General features: G+C 37.2%; 23 protein-coding genes. 2 read left to right on the forward strand and 21 right to left on the reverse strand.

What is annotated here, in order from left to right; all coding sequences use genetic code 11:
- Nucleotides 1–131: 131 nt before the first annotated feature.
- The 10 genes from OVA16_RS11240 to OVA16_RS11285 all read right to left on the reverse strand — a co-directional run bounded on the left by OVA16_RS11240 (nucleotide 132) and on the right by OVA16_RS11285 (nucleotide 7,794).
- On the reverse strand, nucleotides 132–1,058 hold the full coding sequence (locus OVA16_RS11240; RefSeq protein ID WP_267759375.1) for a bestrophin family protein: 927 nt from the start codon (nucleotides 1,056–1,058) through the stop codon (nucleotides 132–134).
- Nucleotides 1,009–1,593: a hypothetical protein gene (locus tag OVA16_RS11245; RefSeq protein WP_267759377.1), complete on the reverse strand. Its 585-nt coding sequence runs from the start codon at nucleotides 1,591–1,593 to the stop codon at nucleotides 1,009–1,011. Before OVA16_RS11245 ends, OVA16_RS11240 begins: the two co-directional genes overlap by 50 nt.
- Before the next feature lie 127 nt (nucleotides 1,594–1,720).
- Nucleotides 1,721–2,533 carry a sensor histidine kinase gene (locus tag OVA16_RS11250; RefSeq protein WP_267759379.1) on the reverse strand — a complete coding sequence of 271 codons (813 nt, stop codon included), beginning with the start codon at nucleotides 2,531–2,533 and terminating at the stop codon, nucleotides 1,721–1,723.
- 116 nt (nucleotides 2,534–2,649) lie between these two features.
- Entirely contained in the window at nucleotides 2,650–3,096 is a 447-nt protein-coding gene (locus tag OVA16_RS11255; RefSeq protein WP_267759381.1) for a hypothetical protein, read from the reverse strand.
- Complete coding sequence (locus OVA16_RS11260; protein ID WP_267759383.1) at nucleotides 3,096–3,773, reverse strand: response regulator transcription factor; 678 nt, start codon at nucleotides 3,771–3,773, stop codon at nucleotides 3,096–3,098. Before OVA16_RS11260 ends, OVA16_RS11255 begins: the two co-directional genes overlap by 1 nt.
- A gap of 162 nt (nucleotides 3,774–3,935) precedes the next feature.
- Nucleotides 3,936–4,436, reverse strand: a complete 501-nt coding sequence (locus OVA16_RS11265; RefSeq protein WP_267759385.1) for an SRPBCC family protein — start codon at nucleotides 4,434–4,436, stop codon at nucleotides 3,936–3,938.
- A 93-nt stretch (nucleotides 4,437–4,529) separates the two neighbouring features.
- On the reverse strand, nucleotides 4,530–5,198 hold the full coding sequence (locus tag OVA16_RS11270; protein ID WP_267759387.1) for an N-acetylmuramoyl-L-alanine amidase: 669 nt from the start codon (nucleotides 5,196–5,198) through the stop codon (nucleotides 4,530–4,532).
- 1 nt (nucleotide 5,199) lies between these two features.
- A complete protein-coding gene (locus OVA16_RS11275) occupies nucleotides 5,200–5,703 on the reverse strand; it encodes an aspartyl protease family protein (protein WP_267759389.1) in 504 nt (167 codons plus the stop codon).
- A gap of 84 nt (nucleotides 5,704–5,787) precedes the next feature.
- Entirely contained in the window at nucleotides 5,788–6,726 is a 939-nt protein-coding gene (mdh, locus tag OVA16_RS11280) for a malate dehydrogenase (RefSeq protein ID WP_267759391.1), read from the reverse strand.
- Nucleotides 6,727–6,969: 243 nt separating this feature from the next.
- A complete protein-coding gene (locus tag OVA16_RS11285; RefSeq protein WP_267759393.1) occupies nucleotides 6,970–7,794 on the reverse strand; it encodes an aminotransferase class IV in 825 nt (274 codons plus the stop codon).
- Between the two features lie 136 nt (nucleotides 7,795–7,930).
- On the opposite strand from OVA16_RS11285, the gene OVA16_RS11290 reads away from it, so the two are divergent.
- Entirely contained in the window at nucleotides 7,931–8,332 is a 402-nt protein-coding gene (locus tag OVA16_RS11290; RefSeq protein WP_267759395.1) for a thiol-disulfide oxidoreductase DCC family protein, read from the forward strand.
- Here OVA16_RS11290 and OVA16_RS11295 read toward each other — a convergent pair whose 3' ends face one another.
- The 8 genes from OVA16_RS11295 to cmk form a co-directional block, all read right to left on the reverse strand.
- On the reverse strand, nucleotides 8,333–8,992 hold the full coding sequence (locus OVA16_RS11295; RefSeq protein ID WP_267759397.1) for a class I SAM-dependent methyltransferase: 660 nt from the start codon (nucleotides 8,990–8,992) through the stop codon (nucleotides 8,333–8,335).
- Nucleotides 8,992–9,192 carry a hypothetical protein gene (locus tag OVA16_RS11300; RefSeq protein ID WP_267759398.1) on the reverse strand — a complete coding sequence of 67 codons (201 nt, stop codon included), beginning with the start codon at nucleotides 9,190–9,192 and terminating at the stop codon, nucleotides 8,992–8,994. The genes OVA16_RS11295 and OVA16_RS11300 overlap by 1 nt, the downstream gene beginning before the upstream one ends.
- Before the next feature lie 185 nt (nucleotides 9,193–9,377).
- The gene (locus tag OVA16_RS11305) at nucleotides 9,378–11,054 is read right to left on the reverse strand and encodes a beta-N-acetylhexosaminidase (RefSeq protein WP_267759400.1); all 1,677 of its coding nucleotides are present in this window, start codon (nucleotides 11,052–11,054) and stop codon (nucleotides 9,378–9,380) included.
- Nucleotides 11,055–11,536: 482 nt separating this feature from the next.
- On the reverse strand, nucleotides 11,537–13,462 hold the full coding sequence (rpsA, locus tag OVA16_RS11310) for a 30S ribosomal protein S1 (protein WP_267759402.1): 1,926 nt from the start codon (nucleotides 13,460–13,462) through the stop codon (nucleotides 11,537–11,539).
- Between the two features lie 961 nt (nucleotides 13,463–14,423).
- A complete protein-coding gene (locus tag OVA16_RS11315; RefSeq protein ID WP_267759404.1) occupies nucleotides 14,424–15,254 on the reverse strand; it encodes a 3-keto-disaccharide hydrolase in 831 nt (276 codons plus the stop codon).
- Between the two features lie 67 nt (nucleotides 15,255–15,321).
- Nucleotides 15,322–16,224: a hypothetical protein gene (locus OVA16_RS11320; RefSeq protein ID WP_267759406.1), complete on the reverse strand. Its 903-nt coding sequence runs from the start codon at nucleotides 16,222–16,224 to the stop codon at nucleotides 15,322–15,324.
- The gene (locus OVA16_RS11325) at nucleotides 16,191–16,886 is read right to left on the reverse strand and encodes a TPM domain-containing protein (RefSeq protein WP_267759408.1); all 696 of its coding nucleotides are present in this window, start codon (nucleotides 16,884–16,886) and stop codon (nucleotides 16,191–16,193) included. The genes OVA16_RS11320 and OVA16_RS11325 overlap by 34 nt, the downstream gene beginning before the upstream one ends.
- Before the next feature lie 5 nt (nucleotides 16,887–16,891).
- Complete coding sequence (gene cmk, locus OVA16_RS11330; protein ID WP_267759410.1) at nucleotides 16,892–17,572, reverse strand: (d)CMP kinase; 681 nt, start codon at nucleotides 17,570–17,572, stop codon at nucleotides 16,892–16,894.
- Nucleotides 17,573–17,631: 59 nt separating this feature from the next.
- On the opposite strand from cmk, the gene arfB reads away from it, so the two are divergent.
- A complete protein-coding gene (gene arfB, locus OVA16_RS11335; protein WP_267759412.1) occupies nucleotides 17,632–18,138 on the forward strand; it encodes an alternative ribosome rescue aminoacyl-tRNA hydrolase ArfB in 507 nt (168 codons plus the stop codon).
- Nucleotides 18,139–18,159: 21 nt separating this feature from the next.
- Here the strand turns inward: arfB and OVA16_RS11340 are convergent, their stop codons facing one another.
- Genes OVA16_RS11340 through lon form a run of 3 tightly spaced genes read right to left on the reverse strand, consistent with a single transcriptional unit; the run spans nucleotide 18,160 to nucleotide 22,122 of the window.
- Nucleotides 18,160–18,687, reverse strand: a complete 528-nt coding sequence (locus OVA16_RS11340; RefSeq protein ID WP_267759414.1) for a L,D-transpeptidase family protein — start codon at nucleotides 18,685–18,687, stop codon at nucleotides 18,160–18,162.
- A gap of 3 nt (nucleotides 18,688–18,690) precedes the next feature.
- Nucleotides 18,691–19,650 carry a lipid A deacylase LpxR family protein gene (locus tag OVA16_RS11345; protein ID WP_267759416.1) on the reverse strand — a complete coding sequence of 320 codons (960 nt, stop codon included), beginning with the start codon at nucleotides 19,648–19,650 and terminating at the stop codon, nucleotides 18,691–18,693.
- Nucleotides 19,651–22,122 (reverse strand): endopeptidase La, encoded by a 2,472-nt coding sequence (gene lon / locus OVA16_RS11350; RefSeq protein WP_267759418.1) that lies wholly within the window; start codon nucleotides 22,120–22,122, stop codon nucleotides 19,651–19,653.
- Nucleotides 22,123–22,288: the final 166 nt, after the last annotated feature.

A 22,288-nucleotide genomic window follows, 5' to 3' on the forward strand; every position in this document is an offset into this window, starting at 1 on the left:
GCATTCAATACTTTGATAATAAATAAGTAATATCCATAACTTGCGTTATGTTACAATTGTTTTTACAATTAAACCCTCCCTGCTAAGCAGAAGAGGGTTCATTGTAATCAAAAACAACATTTAGAAATTCTTTACAAAATATAGTACGAACCTACAGGAGCCATATCTACGTGAGCCTTGTCTTCGAAAAGTTTATCGTCATCTAACATTTGGCACAAATCTTTTTCAATGGTTCTACAAATGGTAGTGGTAGGCGTGTCTGTAGGCTTGCTTTCAAAAGGGTCTTGCAGGTGTACGGCCATTTTTTCTACCAATAGAAAAAACACTGAAATAGAAACCACTACAGGAATTTCCATGAAACCAAAATATTCGATGAGGCCAAAGGGCAACATCATGATAAACAAGAAGATAGACATGTGGATGTACTTGCTATAAGTAACCGGGAAAATGGTTTTCTTGATACGTTCGCATCCACCCATGTGGTTACACAAAGCATTTAAAGTTTTATCTATCTCAATTTGTTGGTATTTGTTAATCCAGCCTTCTTTAAGCGCTTTTTTTAAATCCATGGCATGCAACTCTAGTAAAGCCATAGTTACATTATTTTGCTTCTTAATATAGGCGAATTCATCGGCGCTTAAATATCTGTCCAACCCTTTAGATGAACTGTAACCTCTAAGCGACTGGCTTAAAGCATAACACCAAGCAATCTGTCTTTTAATAAATTTGCTTTTAAATGCATCAACTTCTTCCGAAGCGTAAGGGCTATCCACAAAAGACATGATCTGTCTGGCCAGAGATCTTGAATCGTTTACAATAGCGCCCCACAAAATTCTTGCTTCCCACCATCTATCATAAGCTTGGTTAGATCTAAAAGCCAACAATAACGATATAATTGTTCCTAATAAAGCTGGTACCGCAATAGGAATTGAGATACGAGTAACATGGAAATTCTGATAAAGTATAACTACTCCAACAGAGTAAAGTATCACAAAGAGTAATTCTTGTTTAATTTTCCCAAAAATATAGGTAATAGGTATGTTTTTTCGTAATAGCATGACTTTGGGTATTTATTTTTAAAATAAAATTGATTAAGCCGATACCTTTTTTCTCTACTCCTGTAGATTGTATTTTGGTATCGAAAAGTTCTTGCTCGTTGGCAATTACTTCAGTATCTAGTTCTAAAACTTCACAACCACTGCGAGCGGTTAAATATTTTGGGTCGATACTGTATTTATTGATAGGCTTGAAGTTGTAGTTCTTCGGATAAACAATCAAGTCTATCTGCAAACCTTCGAGTAAGTTTCTGAAAGCAGCAGCAGTACTTCCATAAAAATATTCTACACCAATACCTTTAACTTTGTTTTGGTATTTAATAGTATAGGCGTCTATTTTATTGTTGAACTCTTCACTGATGTTTTCGTAGTCTCTGCTTCGTCTGCTTAACATTAGCATATCGGTAATAGAGTCAGACAGTTTGAAAGCGTGTAAAAAGATAACAGTTACTTCTTCTAAACCCGAGTGTAGTGCAATTGCGTCAATAATCTTGGTGCTTTCTACATTAAAATCTGTTGGAACTAATATTCTTTTCATAACCCTTATGTTTAAATGTTTAAATAAATATTTAATACAAGTTTAGGGCGAAGAAATTATAGCCGCTTAAGAATGAGATTAGAACGGTATTAGAATTTCAATAAGTTCTGTTTTGGGTTAGATGCTACTAGGGCATATCCACAATAACCGGTAGCATTACTTTAATTTCGGTGCCAAAACCTTCTTGAGTTTTAATGCCTATGCTACCACGGTGCAATCTAATAATATTTAACGACAAGGGCAAGCCAACCCCGTAGCCTTTAAAGTTAGACGTGTTAGATGCTCTAAAAAAAGGTTCAAAAATATGTTGAATATCGTTTTGAGGGATGCCAATGCCCTGGTCTATTACAGCAATTGATAACAGCGAACCATTGCTTTCTAGCTTTACAGAAACGGGTTTAAAATCAGAATATTTACAGGCGTTGCTTACAATGTTGGTCAGCGCCAACTTTAAGAGGTTTTTGTTTGCTCTTAATGTAACTGCGGCTTCGTCTTCTGGTAGCTCATTCAAGTCTAGTTGTATCTTACTTTCTGGATGAACCTGTATCACGGCATCGGTAATTTCCCAAAGCAATTCGTCTATTCTAACCAATTCTCGGGGTTGCACTTTTCCGTTAAAGCCAGATTGTGCCAAACCTAATAAGCTGGTTAAGATGTGCTCTAATCTATCAGCCTCGCTTTTAATTTTTGCTAATGCAGCCAAATGCTCCTTGGAACCCATTTCGGCCCTGGTGGCCAATTCTACTTCGCCACTAATGATGGTTAGCGGTGTTCTTAATTCGTGCGAAGCATTGCTGATGAAATTGTTTTGCGTTTCAAAAGCAGTTTCTAATCTGTTCAGCATGTTATTGAAAGTTTGCGCAAGATCAGACATCTCATCGCCTCCGTAACTTTTTACATCCAAACGTAAGTGTAGGTTTTCTGCCTTAATCTTCTTCATACTTTTAATGATATTACGAAGCGGCACTAGCGTATAGTTAGAAAATTTCCAGCCTACTATAAAAGAAAGAAAAACCGACAAAAAGAAACCAGCAATCAGAATTTTTTGTAAATCTTTTAGTTCTCTAAAACCAAAAGGATCATTGGCCGCAATGATAACGATATAACCTTGGCCATAGATGTCAAAGTTACTTTTCCGGCGTAAAAGTGATTTTCTTTTCGGTAACGTGCCGTTTTGCCTTCGCTTATTTTATCGAAAAAACTTTTGGGCAGTGCATCATCTGTTTTTATGTTCGGGTGTGTATTGGTATCGGCTTTAATTACATACTCTTTCTCAGAAGGTAGGCGTTCTAAATATTGGGCTCGCATTTTGGCATAAGCATCATTGTTTTCGTCTTTTACCAATTTAATTTGTGCGGCAATATTTACCCTTGCCTCTAAGCGTTTGTAAAAATCTTCGAAGGCGAACTCGTTAGAGAAATACCAAACAAAGCCGCTAAGTAAAGAAATGATAACGGCAGATAAGATGGCGAATAATAAGGTTATTTTTTTGGCTAGTTGCATTAAGTTTCTTTCAATACATATCCCAAACCAACGGCGGTATGTATTAGTTTTTGATCGCTATTTTTGTCTATTTTTTTACGTAGGTAATTTACATAAACATCTACCACGTTGGTGCCTAGATTAAAATCTATATCCCACACATTTTCTAAGATATCAATTCTCGATAAAATTTTAGACTTATTTCTAGCCATAAATTCTAGTAAACGATATTCTGTAGCCGTTAGGGTTACTTCAGTGCCGTCTCTTTTTACACTTTTTGCAGTAAGGTTAATTTGCAAACTACCAATGTTGATGAGCTGATCTGGCGTTGTAGCGCCGTTGTAGCGTCGCAACAACATACGGATGCGGGCAGATAATTCTGCAAATTTAAAAGGTTTAATGAGGTAGTCATCGGCACCGTTATCTAAGCCATTAACTACATTTTCGGTAGTACCCAAAGCGGTTAACATGATGATGGGCACATTGGGTTTTTCTTTTTTGATGATTTTACATAGTTCTAAACCATTAATGCCAGGAAGCATAATGTCTAAGATAATTAGATCGAAATGGTTGGCTAAGGCCATTTTTTCTCCCGTAGTGCCATCTGGCGCAACACTCACGTTAAATCCTTCGGCAGAAAGACCACGCACCACCACCGAAACTACATTCGGTTCATCTTCAACTAGTAGTAAATTCATCAAGAGGCAAATAGTTTAAAAAAAAGCAGATAAAAAAATATTATCTGCTTATTGTTGTAATTTTTACTGTTTGTTAACTAACAGCCTACCAAAGTTTTTGTTTGTATCACAAAAAATAATCGCCCCCAGTAAAATTTAAGGCTGGTTTGGTTAAGGGTTTTCCTATTTCTGTTCCGATTTTTCTTTAAGAGATTTTAATCCGGCTTCAAAGTCTTTACCTATCATTTTATCCATGCCGCCCATCACTAAACACATCCATTTACTGATGATGTTGTTTTCGCCACTCATTGTCCAAGTTACTTTGGTAGAAGTACCTTCTTTTGTTAAATCAAAAGCTACATTGGCTAAGCTCTCGAAAGGCTTAATAAATTTTAAATCCATTTTAATTTGCTGGTAAGGTGTTGCACCTGTAATGGTCATTTCGCCTTCTCCAGATTCTTCTCCTGCCCAATGGTATTTGTGTGTTGCTTGCTCAGGTGGGCCGCTAATATCAACTTTTGCTTTGGGATCCATTTTAGACCAAGGGTTCCATTGCAAGAAACTATTGAAATTGGCAATGTTCTTGTAAACCACTGTATCTGATGCTGCTATGTTAGTTGACCTGCCTACAGAAAAGGTTTTTGGAAGAAATAAGCTTCCAATTAGAATAATGGCGATAATCACAACAATTATCCCCAAAAGATTTTTAAAAATTTCATATTGCTTTGTTTGGTTGAAATAAAGTTAACGAAATTTATATTGAACTAATAAGAATGTTTAATGAATTGGTACTCCTTTTAAGGTTAGGTCTTTTAGATTTTTTCTAATTTTTTTCATAAAATCAGCACCAGGGTCACTTTTACCGGTTAGATATTTTGGGTTGGTTTCTTTCCACAATGGAGTGCCTTTAAACTTGCTGTACTCGTAATGGCCAATCAAATACTCGATATTATATTTTTGATGTAGATACCTTACCAATTGTTCGTTTGCTTTTAGTTGTGCATCGGTTAAAGGAAAATCGGCGCTGCCCACATTTTCTACGCCAATGGCACAATAGTTTAAACCAATTACGTGGCGGGCAAAGTAATTTTCGGGCATTAGCCGATAAATAGCGCCATCTCTATCAATTAAAAATTGCGATGATGTATTTAAGCTGCTTACTGCTGCAATGTCTTTTCTATCTCCATTAGGTAGTTTGGCTGGGTTAAATGCGTTGAAAGTTGAGGAGAAGGTTTTGGCTGCGGTCCAGTGTAATACAATGATTTTGGGGTATATGGTTGGAGTATTTTGCTGGATACCGTGTCTTTCCTTTAGGTATTCTAATGATAATCGAACACGTGTAGAATCGTAGGTAATTGGCTTATCTATGATTTTTATTTCTTGAGAGAAGCAGAAAGAAAAGCTAATAAATAATGAAAATAAAGTGATTTTAATTTTTGTGAACATTTTACAATAATTTTTTAATTGAATTGTCTAGCCGCTGTTCATTTTTTAAAGAAGATAATTCTAGTTTAGTCGCATCTATCGTGTCGATATAAAACTTCAATGTCTGCTTTTTATAATCTATCTTACAATTAAACTGGGTTAAAATATCGCCGCCAATAATACCAGCAATTGATGGTTGACCCATTTGTATGTAAGTATCAGAAACGCTTTGCAAATCAATAGCTACCGTTTCGTAATTAGGTAGTTTTAGTTTGCCAATTTGTAGTAGGGGAATGGTGCCTACCAAGGTTGTGGCACTGCTAAAAATGGTTGCCGCTTGTTGTTCTTCGTTTTCTTGCAAACCTTCTACGTGCTTTTCTAATAATGATTTGTCAAAAACCGAGCGAGAGGCACCCGTATCAACTACGGCAAAAAGCTTTTCTCCAAAAACAACAATTTCCACCAAAATGTGGAAACCGTTGTCTTGTAAATTCACTAAAGTTAAGGGAACTGTAATTGTTCTCATTTTAATAGGTTAATCGTTTATTTGTTTGGAAGGTTAACAGTTTAGTACGATTTAAACAGTTAACCAATTCTTCGGTTAACCCAATTAAACTAATTTCATTTCTGCCAATACGCTGTTCATGTTGCGCACTGCATCAGCACTTTTATTAAAAGCGGCTTGTTCTTTTTCGTTTAGTTTGTAGTCGATGATTTTTTCCCAACCATTTTTTCCAATAATTACTGGCACGCCTAGGCAAATATCTTGTTGTCCGTACTCGCCCTCAAGTGCAACACAGCAGGTAAATAGTTTTTTCTCGTCACGTACTATGGCTTCAACCAATGCGGCACCAGCAGCGCCCGGAGCGTACCATGCAGATGTGCCTAATAAGCCAGTTAATGTAGCGCCACCCACCATGGTCTCTGCAGCCACTTTTTCTAATGTAGCTTCATCTAACAAATTGGTAACCGGTAGGCTTTGGTAGGTAGCAAATCTTGTTAAAGGTATCATGGTAGTATCGCCATGGCCACCAATTACAAAGCCTTGTAAATCGTTAGGGTTGCAATGTAAAGCTTGGCTTAAATAATATTTAAAGCGAGCACTATCTAACGTACCGCCCATGCCAATGATACGGTTTTTAGGTAAGCCCAAAGATTTCAATGCCAAGTAGGTCATGGTATCCATTGGGTTGCTAATTACAATGATAATTGCATCTGGAGAATATTTAAGGATGTTTTCTGCAACACCTTTTACAATGCCCGCATTAATGCCAATCAGTTCTTCGCGGGTCATCCCGGGTTTGCGTGGTAAGCCCGATGTGATTACGGCAACAGCCGATCCGGCCGTTTGGCTATAATCGTTGGTAACGCCTTTAATTTTGGTGTCGAAACCTAACAATGTTGCCGTTTGCATCATGTCTATGGCTTTACCTTCGGCGAAACCTTCCTTAATATCTAATAATACGAGTTCTTCTGCTAATTCTTTTCGTGCAATGTTATCTGCACAAGTGGCGCCTACGGCACCAGCACCTACTACTGTTATTTTCATATCGACTATATTGGTTTTTGATTCATGTAAAAACTATCTTTTTTAGTAGTTAAATCTTGATAGCTTCATTTTGAGTGTTTTAAGGGTATAACGCCTAAAGAATTTTAACGAAACTAAGGTATAGATTTGTATCAGCTAAACAAATATTTTTTGCATTGGATTTATTTAGGACTTAAAATTTAGTTGTATTGCTATTTCGAACAACAAAATCTACGAAGTGATCGAGTAGTTAAAGTAATGAGCTTAATAGTCTTGTATCATCTTTAAAAAACTTTGACTAAGTGCGGCTGTTGCTTTGCCTGGAGTGCCATTGCCAATTGTTTTTCCATCTAAACTAAGAACAGGTAAAATGTTTTTGGTAGAGCTTGTGATAAAAGCTTCATCAGCATTGGCCAAATCTGTTAATTCAAAATCTTGTTCTTTAATGGTATATCCATCAATTTTGGTAATTAAAATTTTACTTCTGGTTATGCCACGTAAAATATCGGTTTTTGGTGTTAAGATTTCATTGCCCTTCACTATAAAGATGTTCGCTCTTGGGCATTCCCTAACCTGGCCATTGTTGTGGTACAGTAGATCGTCAATTTGTTTTAATTTAAGTTGTGGCTGTAAACGTATGGCTTGCAGATAGTCGATTGTTTTTACCGAAGCCAATTGGCGCTGGTAATTGTGAGGTAAAAGGGTTAAACCTTTTTTAAAGCTAGAATAGTTGTATTCGAAAGGTGCTTGAACAATTATTAGGTTGGGTTTTGTAATTTGATATCCATCTTCAGAATAGCCACCAGTCAAAATAATTTTAAGGCTAGAATTGGCGATGTTATTTTTAGCTAACAACAATGCAACGGCATCATGCAATTGGTCGCGGTTTAGCGCTATTTCCAAATTCATTTCTTTGGCAGAATTGTAGAATCGGTTAAAATAATCTTCAATAAAAATGGGTTTGCCATTTACCAATTTTAGGAAATCAAAAATACCATAACCTCGTTGTATTGCTAAATCCGTTACCAAAAGCTTCGCCTCGTTTTCTAAAACTATGTTTCCATTAACGTAAGTATATCTTGTATCCATGTTGTTTTTAGCTTTCCTTTTATTTTTGCGTTACAACTGTTTATCCCAAAGTTGAAAATAAAAAATAGAAGAACGAAACTTAATCACTTCTTTTGAAATGTTACCTAGTTAACTTAGATTCACTAACTTGCATTAAATGACTGAAAATGCGATAATATTTTTTGATGGCGTATGCAACCTGTGTAATGGGGCTGTACAATTTGTAATAGAGCGTGACCGAAAAGATTATTTTAAATTTGCCGCACTACAAAGCAAATTTGCTGCGAAAACATTGGCTGATTTTGATTTGGAGGTAAGCCATGGCGATAGCTTCGTTCTTTTGGAAAACGGTAAAGTTTACGAGCAATCTACCGCTGCTTTGCGGGTTGCCAAAAAACTGAAAGGTTTGTGGCCTTTATTATACGTGTTTAATGTTTTGCCGCCCTTTATAAGAAATGCGGTTTATAAAATTATTGCCCGTAACCGTTACAAATGGTTTGGCAAACAAGAAAGCTGTTGGGTGCCTACGCCAGAATTAAAACGTAAGTTTTTGGAATAATTACTTAGCCAATAGTGCTACGTAATAAAGTCTTTCCACTTCGTCGCCTGTTTTGCTCTTGATTTTTTCTGTGATTGAAGCAATGTCTTTTATTTTAAGCCCCGCTGTTTCTGCCAAGTTGTAAACCATCTCTTTACTGTACAAGTCAAAACCGTAAACTGTAAAAGGTAAGCTTTCCATAAAATCTTTATCTGCAAAGCCAATGGAAAAATAGCCGCCGGGTTTTAGCACACGATAAATTTCTCTGATGAAATCTTGGGGCTGTTTCCAAAAATAAATGGTGTTAACAGTTAATATTTTATTAAACGTTTGGTTTGGAAAGGGGATTTGCTGCCCATTGTACAAATGAAAAGAGGCACGGTTGGCATTTGTAGCTATTTCATTAGCTTCCGAAGCTTGTTTTTGCATCAGTTCAGAAATTTCTAGACCATAATATGAGGTATTGGGGGCTTTTTCTAAAATTTCGGGTAAGTGTTTGCAGCTACCATGGCCAAGTTCTAGAATTAAATCTCCATCGCTTATTTGGAGCGCAGTTATGGCGGCCCTAGTCATGCCAATATTGCTCTCGTGCATCATATTGGCTACTTCAATGCCTTCGGTATTTTTGGGACAGCTCAGTTGCGAAGCCAAGTTCTTCAGAAAATCATTATCGTTGGCCATTATAATTCTTCTTCGCGTTTTGGTCGCCATAACAATAAACTCGCAATTATTAACGGAATAGTAATGCTTAAACTCACTAATTTAAGTAATGCTCTTTTTTGTGCAATATCTGCATCTGTTGTGGTAAAAATAACTACCGTTTCTTTAATAGCCCATAAAGTAATTAAGGTAACTAAAACCGCTATAATTTTGCGAAGCATATTTATTCTGATTTGTAGTCCAAATATTGACTTTTTCTATCGTATTCTATAATAAAGTTTTAAAGAGGGCATTTTTAATATTAGCCACAAATGCACAGATAAACCATAGTTTTTGAAATTATGTATTTATCGGAAGTATATTGGTTTATTCCGAATATTCGAAACAGTTGCTGCGGCTGAAAAAATTACGGAGTTAAATACCTTTTGCTATAAGTAATCCCCATTAAATCGTATCGTTTAAACTGTGTTTTTAGTCTGTTAAGAAAATCTGGGTAACTCTTTTGTTCTTTTTGCGACCATTGTATTTCGCTCAGTGCATCTATACGGGGGAAAAGCATATACTGCACCTTGGCCGGGTTGGCAATATACTCTGACCATAAATTACCCTGTGCACCCCAAATGTATTTCGCTTGTTCTGCGTTTAATTCGGCAGGTACAGGTTCGTAGTTATAAACCGTTTCTAGCGGTAAGAATTTATTAGCGGCTAAGCTGTCGTCCTTCAAAAATTGCTTATGGTTAAGATAAAGTTTTTCCTCTGGCGACATAATTACTTTCTGGTTCACTTTTGCTGCGGCAATTCCCCCTTTTTCGCCTCTCCAACTCATTACAATGGCATTGGGAGCTAAGCCTCCATCTAAAATTTCATCCCAACCAATGATGGTTTTACCTTTACTGTTTACAAATTTCTCAATACGATGAATGAAATAACTTTGCAGGGCAACCTCATCTTTGATACCTTTCTCTTTCATAATTTTCTGCGTTTCTGCAGATTGTTTCCACCAAATCTTTGAAGCTTCATCGCCACCAATGTGAATGTACTGCGAAGGAAATAGGTTCATCACTTCAGTTAAAACATCTTCTAAAAAGCCAAATGTTTTTTCTGTAGGTTGAAAAACGTTATTGTATTTGTTCATCATTCCCCAGGTTTCTGCTACTTTGTAACCGCTTTTCGGGTCGGTGCCAAACTCTGGATAAGCCGCCAAAGCCGCCATGCTATGTGCGGGCATTTCAATTTCTGGGATAACGGTAATGTATCTATCGGCAGCGTATCTAATTACTTCTTTAACTTCGTCTTGGGTGTAAAAACCACCGTGGCGGATACCATCTGTTTTAATTACCGCATTTTCAGGCGTAATTTTCACGTCATTTGGTAAAACCTGATATTTGATGTTTTCATTTCCTTTTCCTGGCCATAAACCAATGATACTGCCATTTCGCCAAGCGCCAACTTCGGTTAGTTTCGGGTATTTTTTGATTTCAATTCTCCAGCCATGGTCGTCGGTTAAATGCCAATGGAAGTAGTTCATTTTATGAAGTGCCAAATAATCGATGTACTGTTTGATGAAAGCAACATCGAAGAAATGACGGCTTACATCTAAGTGCATGCCACGGTAATCGAAACGGGGGTAATCTATAACAGAAACGGAAGGAAATTTAAGTGGAGAGGTTTTCAGGGGGGGGAGGAGCTGAATGATGGTTTGTACCGCGTAAAATAAACCTTCTTCTGTACTGGCAACTACGTTAACCATATTTTTGATATCGGTGTTTATAAAGTATTGATGAGGTTTAAAGTCTTCAAAATTGATTACTGACAACATGATCCTGTCGCCAGATAAATCGTTTTCGTTACTGCTGATTTTTAGGTTTAAATGATAATATTTGGCTAAATATTTGGCTAAAAACTGAGCGGCTTTCAAGGACTTTTCGTCACTAATGCCTATTACCGTATTGGAATTTAATGAAATAGTGTTTTGAGGATAAAGCCCAGGCCTAATGTCTACAGGCTTAGGAATAATGTGTAATTGCGCTTGCAATAATACAATCTGTAATGACATTAATAGGGTAAGGATAAATTTCTTCATATTCAAAAATAGCATTTATTTATCATTACACAATTGGTGTTTGAATGTTTTTGAGTTTTTGTGCTGTTTTTTGCGTTTTGTTGTTGTGGTTTGAAAATTTATTGATGGTAAAAGGAAATTAGCTTTGACAAACCTCTAGCAGATAGGATAGAGGTTTGTCAAAGCTTGTTTGTAGCATAGTTTTAAGTTAACTAAACCTGATTGAGCGTATAGCCCGGAGGTAAGCGTAGCGAAACCGAGGACTATGAGCGAAAGTAGGGCAGGAGTAAGCGATAAGTACTTACTTTCGTTTTCAAATTATTTGAACCATTAAGGTATTGAAGTAAATATAAGTTAAGGCTTCAATGAACTTATATGGCTTATATGGTTGAAAAGAAAAAGAGATTGCTTCGTCACTCTTCCTCGCAATGACGACAATACCAACAAAAAAATCCCGATAACTTGCGCTATCGGGATTTAATATTTGGATTAAGAACTAAGGATTATCCTTTTTTCTCGTCATTTTCCATTTGTGATTTCAATTGGGCCAATACATCAAGATCTCCTAATGTTGATTTCTCTACTGAATCTTTCACTTTTTTAACTGCTGAGCTAGCCGCTTTAGCGTCTTTTTTCTTAGTTGCTCTTTCTTCTGCAACAACTTCAGCTTTCGCTTCTTCCCAAATACGAGCGTGAGATACTACGATACGTTTAGCATCTTTGTTAAACTCGATAATTTTGAAATCAGCTACTTCTTCTGCTTTTAACACAGAACCGTCTTCTTTAGCCATGTGTTTTGTTGGTACAAAACCTTCAACTCCGTATGGTAACGCAATTACAGCACCTTTATCGGTTACTTTAATTACTGTACCTTGGTGAATTGAATCTAAAGTGAAGATAGTTTCGAAAGTATCCCAAGGGTTTTCTTCCAATTGTTTGTGACCTAAAGATAATTTGCGGTTGTCAACATCAAGTTCTAAAACAACTACATCTAAAGTATCGCCAACTTTGGTAAACTCGTTAGGGTGGTTAACTTTTTTGCTCCAAGAAAGATCAGAAATGTGGATTAATCCATCAATTCCTTCTTCAATTTCAACAAATACACCAAAGTTAGTCATGTTTTTAACAACAGCTTGGTGTTTGCTGCCTACTGGATATCTTTCTGCAACAGCTCCCCAAGGATCTTGAGTTAATTGTTTGATACCCAAGCTCATTTTGCGCTCGTCTCTGTCTAAAGTTAACACTTCAGCTTCGATTTCATCACCAACTTTTAAGAACTCTTGTGGAGAGCGTAAGTTTTGTGACCAGCTCATTTCAGAAACGTGGATTAAACCTTCAACACCAGGGATGATTTCTAAGAAAGCACCGTAATCTGCAACAGTTACGATTTTACCTTTTACTTTAGAGCCAACAGCTAGGTTAGCATCTAAATTCTCCCAAGGGTGCGAAGTTAATTGTTTTAAGCCTAATGCGATACGTTTTTTCTCATCATCAAAATCTAAAACAACAACGTTGATTTTTTGATCCAATGTCAATACTTCTTTTGGATGCTCTATGCGGCCCCAAGAAATATCAGTGATGTGTAATAAACCGTCTACGCCACCAAGATCGATGAATACACCGAAATCAGTGATATTTTTAACAGTACCTTCTAGTACTTGTCCTTTTTCTAATTTAGAAACGATTTCAACTTTTTGCGACTCTAAATCGTCCTCGATCAATACTTTGTGTGATACCACAACGTTTTTGAATTCATGGTTAATTTTAACCACTTTAAATTCCATTGTTTTACCAACATAAACATCGTAATCGCGGATTGGTTTAATGTCGATTTGAGATCCTGGCAAGAACGCCTCAACACCCATAATGTCAACAATCAAACCACCTTTAGTACGGCTCTTAACGAAACCGTTGATGATCGTGTCATTGTCAAGCGCAGCGTTGATAGTTTCCCAAGAACGTTGAGTTTTTGCTCTCTTACGAGATAAAATTAACTGGCCATTTGCATCTTCAGGTGCTTCTACAAACACGTCAACTGAATCGCCAATTTTCAAATCAGGAAGATCACGGAACTCAGAAGCAGATACTAAACCGTCAGATTTGAAACCTACGTTTAATACTACGTCTTTGTTGTTGATTGATACTACTGTACCAGAGATGATCTCACCTTGAGTGATTTGGTTGAAAGTATCAGTGTACATTGCTTCAAACTTTTTACGGTCTTCGTCATTGTAGTTACCAAAAACTTTGTCGTCTGCATCCCAGTCAAAATCTGTTGAAGGGGTTGCCAATTGTGATTTGATCTGTTCGATCGATACTGAATCAGCTTCTGACTCAATAGTTTCCTTTTGGTTCAAACGGGCGTCTGCACCTTGTAGTTCGGCTGTTTTAGCCTCTAGTTCTTTTTCTGCAACTTGTTTTTTTGCCATTAATTAATTATCTCCTTTTTCCCCTATTTAGGGACGGCAAAGGTAAGTATAATATTAAAAAAACAAAACTATTTTAAAATAAATGTTGCTGATATTTAACGGGTTGAATTTTGGTTTGGTGGTTTTTATAGTCAGCATTTCTCTCATTCCCGCAGCTTATCTCGATTTTTCGGGGCAGGTGTGAACCACGAAGCTTACTCAGCGCAGCTAATCGTAAAGCTATTGCATTTCTTTATAGTTGAGATTTTTCTTGGAAAAGAATGTTAGTGCAACATGGCAAATGTAGTCCCGCTCGCTGCTCCCGATAGTTATCCTATCGTGTGGACACAATTCCGAGGGTTTATCGTCATTCCCGCGTAGGCGGGAATCTTAAAGCGATTAAAAGTTATGCCCCTTGCATTAGGATTCCCATTTTCAGGGGAATGACGCATGATTCATAAGAAAGAGCAAAAGATGTGCCCACACGATAAGAAGATATCGGGATCTGGATACGCTGCTATCGGGTTTAATTAACCCAAACCTGTGCAAAACACCTACTTCGAGACCTTTGCGTAACTCTTGTTTTTCTTCGCGGTTAATTTTATAACGCAAAGGGTTTGAAGTTTATGCAAAGAACGCGAAGGTCGTACACGAACTTTGTCAATCTTATATAAAGCTGTCTAGTTAAGATTGACAAAGTTTAAAACTGGTGCAGAGCAAAAATCCTATGATAGGTGGTCCAACATTATAAATATTGAATTTGAAAAGGAAATATTATAGACTAGTTTGTTTATTTTTTGATTTTTTCTTTTTAATCACTATTATAATTAACGCTACTGTAATTTTTAACAGTATTAGGCCAATAATTAATGAAATCTCTAATTTGGTTAATTCTGCCATTGTAATATTGTAGAATTTTTTTTCGGAAACTCCTTTGTGATTTACCTAGTGCTTTCCGTTTTGTGACTTGTTTAACTGATCCTTAATCCTTCCTCAACTTCTCTAAAATCTTTTCCAGTTTCTTTTGGTCACTAGCATAAGATTGCAAATCAAATAACTTTACCGTTCTAAACTCAATAGGGTGGCTTTCACTTTGCAGGGAAATATATCCGCCAGTTAAGGCCTTGCCATCTTCTTTTACTTTCGGGTCGAAGTTGGCCACATCGCCACCGCCAATTTTGGGTTTGGTATAGGTTAGTACGGTAACACCGTTGATAATGTGCTTAATTACCGAATCTCCCAAAACTAGAAACTCTGCAGTTACCCATTGATCGCCGTGATAAGTTTTAGAGGTGCTGTTTAAACAATGTGGTGTAAAAAGATTGTCTTTAATTTCTATTGTAGTTCCGGGTGTACAAACATTTCCGGTTGGACGCTCGTCTTTGCCGTTGCCGCCAAGCAATTGCGCTTCAATAGATATAGGGAAATTTTGATCTTTTAGCATGGTAGCAGGATCTTGGCAGTGTAACATGGCTCCGCTATTTCTCCAGGCCCAGCCTTCGCCGCCTTTAGCCTGTTCGCCTACAAAACGGTATTCTATTTTTAGTAAATAATAAGAGTAAGGTTTCTTGTAGAAAATATGGCCATATTGTTTGTCGAAACTCTCATAACCATCATACTTCACTTTCATTAAGCCATCTTGTACATAAAAAGTATTGCCAAAGTTTTCGTTGTAATTATGTTTAGCAATTTTAATATTCCAGTCTTTTAGGTCTTTGCCGTTAAATAGATTGATCCAGCCTTTTTGGGCATGAGAATTTAAACCGCTAAATAATAATGCGATGCTGGCTAATAAAATTTTGTATCTGCTCATTTGCTATGATTTGGTTAATCCTCGAAGATAAGAGATAAGGACATCACTTCAAATAGCTAAAGCAGATTTACCAACTTCCACCTGCGCCGCCACCACTGCTGCTGCCACCGCCCCAACTACCACTGCTAGATGAACCACCACTACTTGATGAACCGCCACTGGAAGAAGAACTGGATTCTACCAACTTAGCTAAAGTAACCCACTTTATAAATTCTACATGGTTACAAAAGTGACAGGTATGGGTAAGTTTGGCAGTGCCCGTGCTGCTGTAACTTGGCGATTTGGTGGTTTCTTGTTTATTAAGTTGATAAGTTCTGAACTTGCATTTAGGACATTCTACAAAACTGTCGTACTCTTCGGCAGGCCAAACTTTTATGGTGTGTTCTTTTTGGTCTGAACTTTGCCAAATGTCATAATCGTAAGCTTTAATCAGTTCTTCTTTTCGTTGTCCTTTGCTTAAAAAAGGCTCTCCCTCTATATTAATATCTCTGTCCATGCGAATCATCTCCTGGTTTCTGCTATCTAAAACTGGCGTAAAACGCTCAACCGTTTTTGCCTTTTTTACCGCATGTATAATTAATGGGATGATAATTATTGGAGAAAAAACGATAAGCCACCAATACTTGGTATGAAAACCTTTTACCGCATCTAAGAAGTTTTCATCATCAAAATGCGCTCTCCGTAAATTGCCAACGTAGGCATAATAACGAAAGAATAGTGCAATGGCTAATATCGCATACAAGAGATATGGGATGTAGGATATTTTAAAGTTCTCGAAAAAACCAAACCCGCCAGCAAATACAAAGATGAAAACTGTAATAAATACAAAAAAGAAAGTTCCCACGCAACCGTTAACTAATACTTTGTCGTAACCGTTTTTATTATCTGCAGTTATTTTAATGGGTTGTTTTTTGTCACTTTTGCGTTTGCTTAGGTTCAGTTTAGCTGCTTCTTTTGTTTGCTCAACCAATGCCGTGTTTTTTTGGCTTGTTTATTAACGGCCCTAAATATGAAAATAAACAGAAAGATAATTACTGCCGAAACTCCTAAAGCAAACATCCAATCGAAACTCTTTTGTTTCTCTTTACTAATTAAACTCTGTATTTCCGCATTGGCGTTTGGGTTTGTTAATATATCTTTAACGGCGTCAATGGCTTGTAAAATACCCTCGTCGTATTGGTTTTCTCTAAATGCTGGAACAAGCTGCCGCTCTCCAATTTGTTTGAGTACAATGTCTGGCAGCAATCCTTCCACACCATCGCCACTTATGAAGCGGTATTTTCGCCTATCTTTTGCGATGAGTAGTAAAAGCCCGTTGTTACTGCCTGCCTTACCAATTTTCCATTTATCGAACAGTGCTTTGGCAAATTCGAAATCTTCTTGGTTTTCGTCGAAATTGCTTACCACAACCACCGCAAACTCAACTTTTGTTTGTTTTTCTAGTTCAACGAGGGCTTCGTCTAAAACAGAGACATTGTATAATATCCCATCTGGGTTACTTACAAAATGGTCTTGTCCCTGTTTTTTAGGATCTGGAATAGAAGAAAGACTGTGCTGTCTAGCACAAATAGTTGTGAGGTTGATGAAGCTTAATATAATGATCGAAAGGATTTTTAGGTTAAGCTTCTCCATTGGTTTTAGGTAGTTAAAAAGGGTTGTACTTTTTCTAGGGCAAACGTTAATTGTTCCGCTTCGGTAATGTCGGTGTTATCTAAAATAATAGCGTCTTCAGCACGTGTAAGCGGGCTTTCTTCTCTAGTGGTATCGGCATAGTCGCGATGAGCCAAGTTTTCGAATACTTCTTCTAAAGTGATGCTATTATCGCCCTTGGCTTGCATTTCTTTAAATCTCCGTTCGGCCCTAATTTTTGGATCGGCAGTCATGAAAAATTTTATCTGTGCATCGGGGAAAACGGCAGTGCCAATATCTCTACCATCCATCACTATGTTTTTAGATTTGCCCATGCGCTGCTGCTGTTTTACCATTTCCTTGCGCACTTCTTTAATAGCCGAAACTGGGCTTACCGCTTCAGAAACTGGCATCAATCTTATTTCATCAGAAACTTCTTCGCCATTTAGGGTAATATGAGATTCATAATCTTTAGAGTGGAAATTCAGTTCGATGTGTTGTAGGGCATCTACAATGGCATCATGATTTTCTAAATCAACGTTGTTGCGTAAAAAATATAAGGTAATGGCTCTGTACATGGCGCCGCTATCGATGTAAATAAAGCCCAATTTTTTTGCTAAAGCTTTCGCCAATGTGCTTTTCCCGCAAGATGAGTAACCATCTATCGCTACCACTATATTTTTTCTCATACCTCGGCAAAGATAATACAGTTCGGGTTACTTAATGAAATTAAAACTACATTTGTACTATGTTGCCAGATCAATCGGATATATTAAAAGTAGTTAGCTTTAGAACCTCTAGAAGTGGAGGCAAGGGTGGACAAAACGTGAATAAAGTTTCTAGTAAAGTAGAACTGATTTTTAATATCGATGATGCTTATTTCTTTACGGATGATGAAAAAGTTAGGCTGAAAGAAAAGTTAGCTTCGAGGTTAGATACCGAAGGTTTGCTCCATATCGTTTCACAGGAAGATAGAAGTCAATTGCTGAACAAGCAAAGAACAGTTATGAAATTGATTGCTATTTTGAAAGCTGGTTTGGAAGTGCAAAAAGTGCGCAAGGCAAGTAAAATTCCAAAGGCGGTTAAAGAAAAGCGTTTGGCAAATAAGGCGGCAACTGCTCAAAAAAAGAGGGTAGAAGAAAGCCGAATTTTGATTAATACGTATTTTCGTCATTGCGAGGAGGTACGACGAAGCAATCTTACAACGCCTGCAAACCATCAATACGCTTTAAGATTGCTTCGTGCCTCGCAATGACGTATTAATAATCAAACTCGATCATGGCCTAATCTCAATTTTTGCATTAGGCACCACAGCCTCATAAAGCTCATCCACTTCGGCATTAGTTACCATGATACAACCGTTTGTCCATCCAAAAAAGCGATGAAATTTGTCAAATTTAGAAAGTATACCATCTGGTAAACCATGTATTTTGATATCGCCGCCTGGCGATTTGCCTAATTGTTTAGCTTTCTCTCTGTCTGTTTTATTTGGATAAGATACCCCTAAGTTTTTATGGTACGCACTGTTTGGGTTTCTGCTATTAATAGTATAAATGCCCTCTGGGGTTTTGTTATCGCCCTCAAAAACTTTATGTCCAATTGGGCTTTTACCAATAGAAATTGGATAAGTTTTGATTAGGTTTTTGCCACTGTAGGCTTTCATCGTCTTTTTTGATTTGTCAACCAAAAGGTAATCTATTTTTACCTGTTTCGCTAACCTGGTTTCGGGCCAAAAATTGTAAATTAAGGCAACTGCAACCGTGGCAAAAAAGATAAAAAGTAAAATGGTAAAAAAACTCTTCATCAATTAATTGAAACGATAATACATCGATATACTGCCATATTGATGTGCCTTGGCTGTGCTTTTGATTTCTTTAGATAAGAAAATCAAACTGTAGTCGATTGTGAAGCGTGGCGAGCTATAATTGAAGCCTAGCGTTTGCGAGAACACCAGTGGTTTTATACCGAAAGTAACTGGGCTATAGGTGTCGTACAACAAACTGCCTTGAACTGTAGCATCGTAAGCCACATAGTTTAGCTGAGGTTTTACGTAAAAGTAAAATTCTCTCTTTGTTAATTTTTCAGTTTTACTGCCATTGCTAATGGTGCCATTGTAGTGAGCAGCATTAAAAAGTTGATTGATGTCTCCAGCTCTAAAAACAACACCAATACCCACACCATTGTACGTAGTACCTAAATTTGCGTAAGAATCTAAAGTGAAATCTACCTTATTATCGCTACTGCGGTGTAAAAGTTTTGTATATTGGGCATTTGCATTTACGGCAAAATCGTTGGCAATTTGATAATCCCAACCTTGAACTTTATAAAAACCGACAATGCTATGTAGTAAATCCTGAGCCTCTTTTCCCAAAGCATTAGGTCCAACTGTACCCACATCTAAGCCAATTTTAACCACGCTTTCATCTTTATGAAATAAACCTACTTTGAAACCGCCATATAAATAACCTGCAAATGGCCTGTCGTGGGTAGCGGGATCGGGACGATAGCCAGAAATAGGGTTGTACATTTTTTGACCGATGGAAATTTCATAAGTGGCCTTTTCTATGGATAAAGCTTCGTTTTTGGGAAGGCTCATTGCTCGTCTAAAATAGACAAACAAGCCATTTGTGTAGTAACGATCTTGACCATGCCACAAGTAGGCATCGTTATCACTTTTAAAACCAAACTCGTTCTTATACTCTTGTGCATAAGAACCATAAACAATAGCTAAAATGGCAAGGGTAGCCAGAACGAGTTTTTTGTACATCTATTTATCGGTACTTGGTTTTGTTTTTATCGTTAAATCTATCGGGTTTTTCACTTTATCCTTAGTTAAGGCTAAGTTAATCACTTCTTGCATTTCTGTCACATAGTGAAATTGCAAATCTTTAATGTAATCTTCTTTGATCTCTAAAATATCCTTTCGGTTAGATTTACATAGAATGATTTCTTTAATGTTTGCACGTTTAGCCGCTAAGATTTTCTCTTTAATGCCACCAACTGGCAATACTTTTCCACGAAGCGTGATTTCTCCGGTCATGGCTAAGTTTTGTTTCACTTTGCGTTGCGTAAATGCCGAAACTAAAGCAGTTAACATCGTTATACCTGCCGAAGGACCATCTTTTGGTGTAGCCCCTGCCGGAACGTGAACATGTAAATCGAAGTTGTCGAACAGCTCGTGGTCAATACCAAATTGTGTTGCATGCGCTCTAATGTAAGCCAAAGCAATTACTGCAGATTCTTTCATTACATCGCCCAAGTTACCTGTTAAGGTTAATTTACCTTTACCCGGACTTAAACTAGCTTCGATGAATAAAATATCGCCCCCAACTTGTGTCCAAGCTAAACCAGTAACCACGCCAGCAACTTCATTGCCTTCGTAAGCATCTTTGTCAAAAATAGGCGCACCTAAAATTTTCTCTACATCATTGTTGTCTAAAGTTGGCTCATAAGGCTCGTCCATCGCAATTTTTGTAGCAACGCCACGTACCAAAGACCCAATTTTCTTTTCTAAACCACGTACACCACTTTCTCTGGTATAATCTTCAATTACTTTCTCAATCAGCGAGTTTTTTAAAGTGATTTGCTTATTATCTAAACCATGTACCTCTTTTTGCTTAGGTAGCAGGTATTTTTTAGCAATTTCGATTTTCTCTTCTATGGTATAACCATTTACTTCGATAATCTCCATACGGTCTAGCAAAGCAGGTTGTATAGTGCTCAACGAGTTCGCGGTAGCAATGAATAGCACGTTAGAAAGGTCATATTCTGCTTCTACATAATGGTCGTTAAACGCATTATTTTGCTCTGGGTCTAGTAGCATTTCAAGCAAAGCTGATGAAGGATCGCCTCTAAAATCAGAGCCTACTTTATCAATCTCATCCAATACAAAAACAGGGTTATCAGCACCTGCTTTTTTGATAGATTGAATAATGCGGCCTGGCATTGCACCGATATAAGTTTTTCGGTGTCCACGAATTTCGGCTTCGTCTCTTACACCACCCAAAGCCATACGCACATATTTACGGTTTAAAGCTTTGGCAATAGATTTACCTAAAGATGTTTTACCTACTCCCGGAGGGCCAACCAAACATAAAATAGGTGCTTTCATATCACGCTTTAGCTTCAATACAGCTAGGTATTCGATGATACGTTGCTTCACTTTTTCTAAACCGAAGTGGTCTTTATCTAAAACACGTTGTGCTCTTTTTAAATCGAAATTATCTTTGGTAAACTCGTTCCAAGGTAAATCTAGCAACAGCTCTAGGTAATTCATTTGAATAGAATAATCTGGAGCGGCAGGGTTCATTCTGCCTAGTTTTTCTAGTTCTTTTTTGAAATGTTCTTTAACTTCAACTTTCCATTTTTTCTTTTTAGAACGAGTTTCTAATGCCTCAAATTCTAGATCGGTAGAGTTGCCTAGTTCTTCTTGTATGGTTTTTAACTGTTGGTTAAGGAAATAATCGCGTTGTTGCTTATCTAAATCAGTTCGCACTTTAGTTTGAATTTGATTTTTAAGTTCCAACATTTGCAATTCTTGAGTAAGCAGCTCCATTACCATATCTGCACGTTTGCGTAAATTGCCCATTTCAAGCATTTTCTGCTTATCGGCCATTTCTGCATTCATGTTTGAAGAAATGAAATTGATTAAAAATGAAGTGCTTTCGATGTTCTTTAAGGCAATTCCGGCTTCGCTAGGGATATTTGGAGAAAGCTGGATAATTTGGCTCGACATTTCTTTTATTGCCGCCACCAAGCTTTTAAACTCCTTATCGTTCTTGTGTTTGGTTTCGGTAAATTTTGCAACAATTGCCTTAATAAAAGGTTCAGATTGCACTTCCTCTACCAATTGAAAACGTTGCTTGCCTTGTATAATTACCGTAGTATTTCCATCGGGCATCTGTAGCATTTTAATGATATGAGCTACGGTACCCACACTGTGTAGTTGGTCTAAAGTAGGATCTTCTATAGAAACATCTTTTTGCGTTACCACGCCAATTACCCTATCGCCTTTGTAGGCTTCTTTTATCAATTTGATAGACTTATCTCTGCCAACTGTAATAGGAATTACTACACCAGGAAATAATACGGTATTTCTTAACGGAAGTATAGAAAGTATTTCGGGAGTTTCTTCGCTGTTCATGTCGTCTTCATCTTGCTGAGACATTAATGGAAAAAACTCGGTGTCTTCGCTTATAATAGGTAAGGTGTTAAAATCAAACGGGTCTTGTTTGCTCATTCAGTTTTGTGTTATAAGGTAGGCGACAATATGACAGTATTGCCGCTTTAAATTTATGTAATAATTATGTACACTTACAATTTCAACTCCTGTGCCAAAAAAAAGTTTGGTAGCTGGCCAATAAAAATTACATGCTTAAATTTAGGTTGATGGAGCTTGTAATGGG

This window comes from Pedobacter sp. SL55, from assembly GCF_026625705.1.
Lineage (GTDB): Bacteria > Bacteroidota > Bacteroidia > Sphingobacteriales > Sphingobacteriaceae > Pedobacter.

What these genes read in the sequence shown, in the direction of transcription:
- OVA16_RS11300 (WP_267759398.1), bottom strand. Translation starts at nt 9,192, where the DNA reads ATGCTTCGCAAAATTATAGCGGTTTTAGTTACCTTAATTACTTTATGG.
- OVA16_RS11315 (WP_267759404.1), bottom strand. Translation starts at nt 15,254, where the DNA reads ATGAGCAGATACAAAATTTTATTAGCCAGCATCGCATTATTATTTAGC.
- OVA16_RS11240 (WP_267759375.1), bottom strand. Translation starts at nt 1,058, where the DNA reads ATGCTATTACGAAAAAACATACCTATTACCTATATTTTTGGGAAAATT.
- OVA16_RS11290 (WP_267759395.1), top strand. Translation starts at nt 7,931, where the DNA reads ATGACTGAAAATGCGATAATATTTTTTGATGGCGTATGCAACCTGTGT.
- rpsA (WP_267759402.1), bottom strand. Translation starts at nt 13,462, where the DNA reads ATGGCAAAAAAACAAGTTGCAGAAAAAGAACTAGAGGCTAAAACAGCC.
- OVA16_RS11270 (WP_267759387.1), bottom strand. Translation starts at nt 5,198, where the DNA reads ATGTTCACAAAAATTAAAATCACTTTATTTTCATTATTTATTAGCTTT.
- cmk (WP_267759410.1), bottom strand. Translation starts at nt 17,572, where the DNA reads ATGAGAAAAAATATAGTGGTAGCGATAGATGGTTACTCATCTTGCGGG.
- OVA16_RS11305 (WP_267759400.1), bottom strand. Translation starts at nt 11,054, where the DNA reads ATGAAGAAATTTATCCTTACCCTATTAATGTCATTACAGATTGTATTA.
- OVA16_RS11250 (WP_267759379.1), bottom strand. Translation starts at nt 2,533, where the DNA reads ATGAAGAAGATTAAGGCAGAAAACCTACACTTACGTTTGGATGTAAAA.
- OVA16_RS11260 (WP_267759383.1), bottom strand. Translation starts at nt 3,773, where the DNA reads ATGAATTTACTACTAGTTGAAGATGAACCGAATGTAGTTTCGGTGGTG.
- OVA16_RS11325 (WP_267759408.1), bottom strand. Translation starts at nt 16,886, where the DNA reads ATGGAGAAGCTTAACCTAAAAATCCTTTCGATCATTATATTAAGCTTC.
- mdh (WP_267759391.1), bottom strand. Translation starts at nt 6,726, where the DNA reads ATGAAAATAACAGTAGTAGGTGCTGGTGCCGTAGGCGCCACTTGTGCA.
- OVA16_RS11275 (WP_267759389.1), bottom strand. Translation starts at nt 5,703, where the DNA reads ATGAGAACAATTACAGTTCCCTTAACTTTAGTGAATTTACAAGACAAC.
- OVA16_RS11245 (WP_267759377.1), bottom strand. Translation starts at nt 1,593, where the DNA reads ATGAAAAGAATATTAGTTCCAACAGATTTTAATGTAGAAAGCACCAAG.
- OVA16_RS11255 (WP_267759381.1), bottom strand. Translation starts at nt 3,096, where the DNA reads ATGCAACTAGCCAAAAAAATAACCTTATTATTCGCCATCTTATCTGCC.
- OVA16_RS11345 (WP_267759416.1), bottom strand. Translation starts at nt 19,650, where the DNA reads ATGTACAAAAAACTCGTTCTGGCTACCCTTGCCATTTTAGCTATTGTT.
- OVA16_RS11340 (WP_267759414.1), bottom strand. Translation starts at nt 18,687, where the DNA reads ATGAAGAGTTTTTTTACCATTTTACTTTTTATCTTTTTTGCCACGGTT.
- arfB (WP_267759412.1), top strand. Translation starts at nt 17,632, where the DNA reads ATGTTGCCAGATCAATCGGATATATTAAAAGTAGTTAGCTTTAGAACC.
- OVA16_RS11285 (WP_267759393.1), bottom strand. Translation starts at nt 7,794, where the DNA reads ATGGATACAAGATATACTTACGTTAATGGAAACATAGTTTTAGAAAAC.
- lon (WP_267759418.1), bottom strand. Translation starts at nt 22,122, where the DNA reads ATGAGCAAACAAGACCCGTTTGATTTTAACACCTTACCTATTATAAGC.
- OVA16_RS11295 (WP_267759397.1), bottom strand. Translation starts at nt 8,992, where the DNA reads ATGGCCAACGATAATGATTTTCTGAAGAACTTGGCTTCGCAACTGAGC.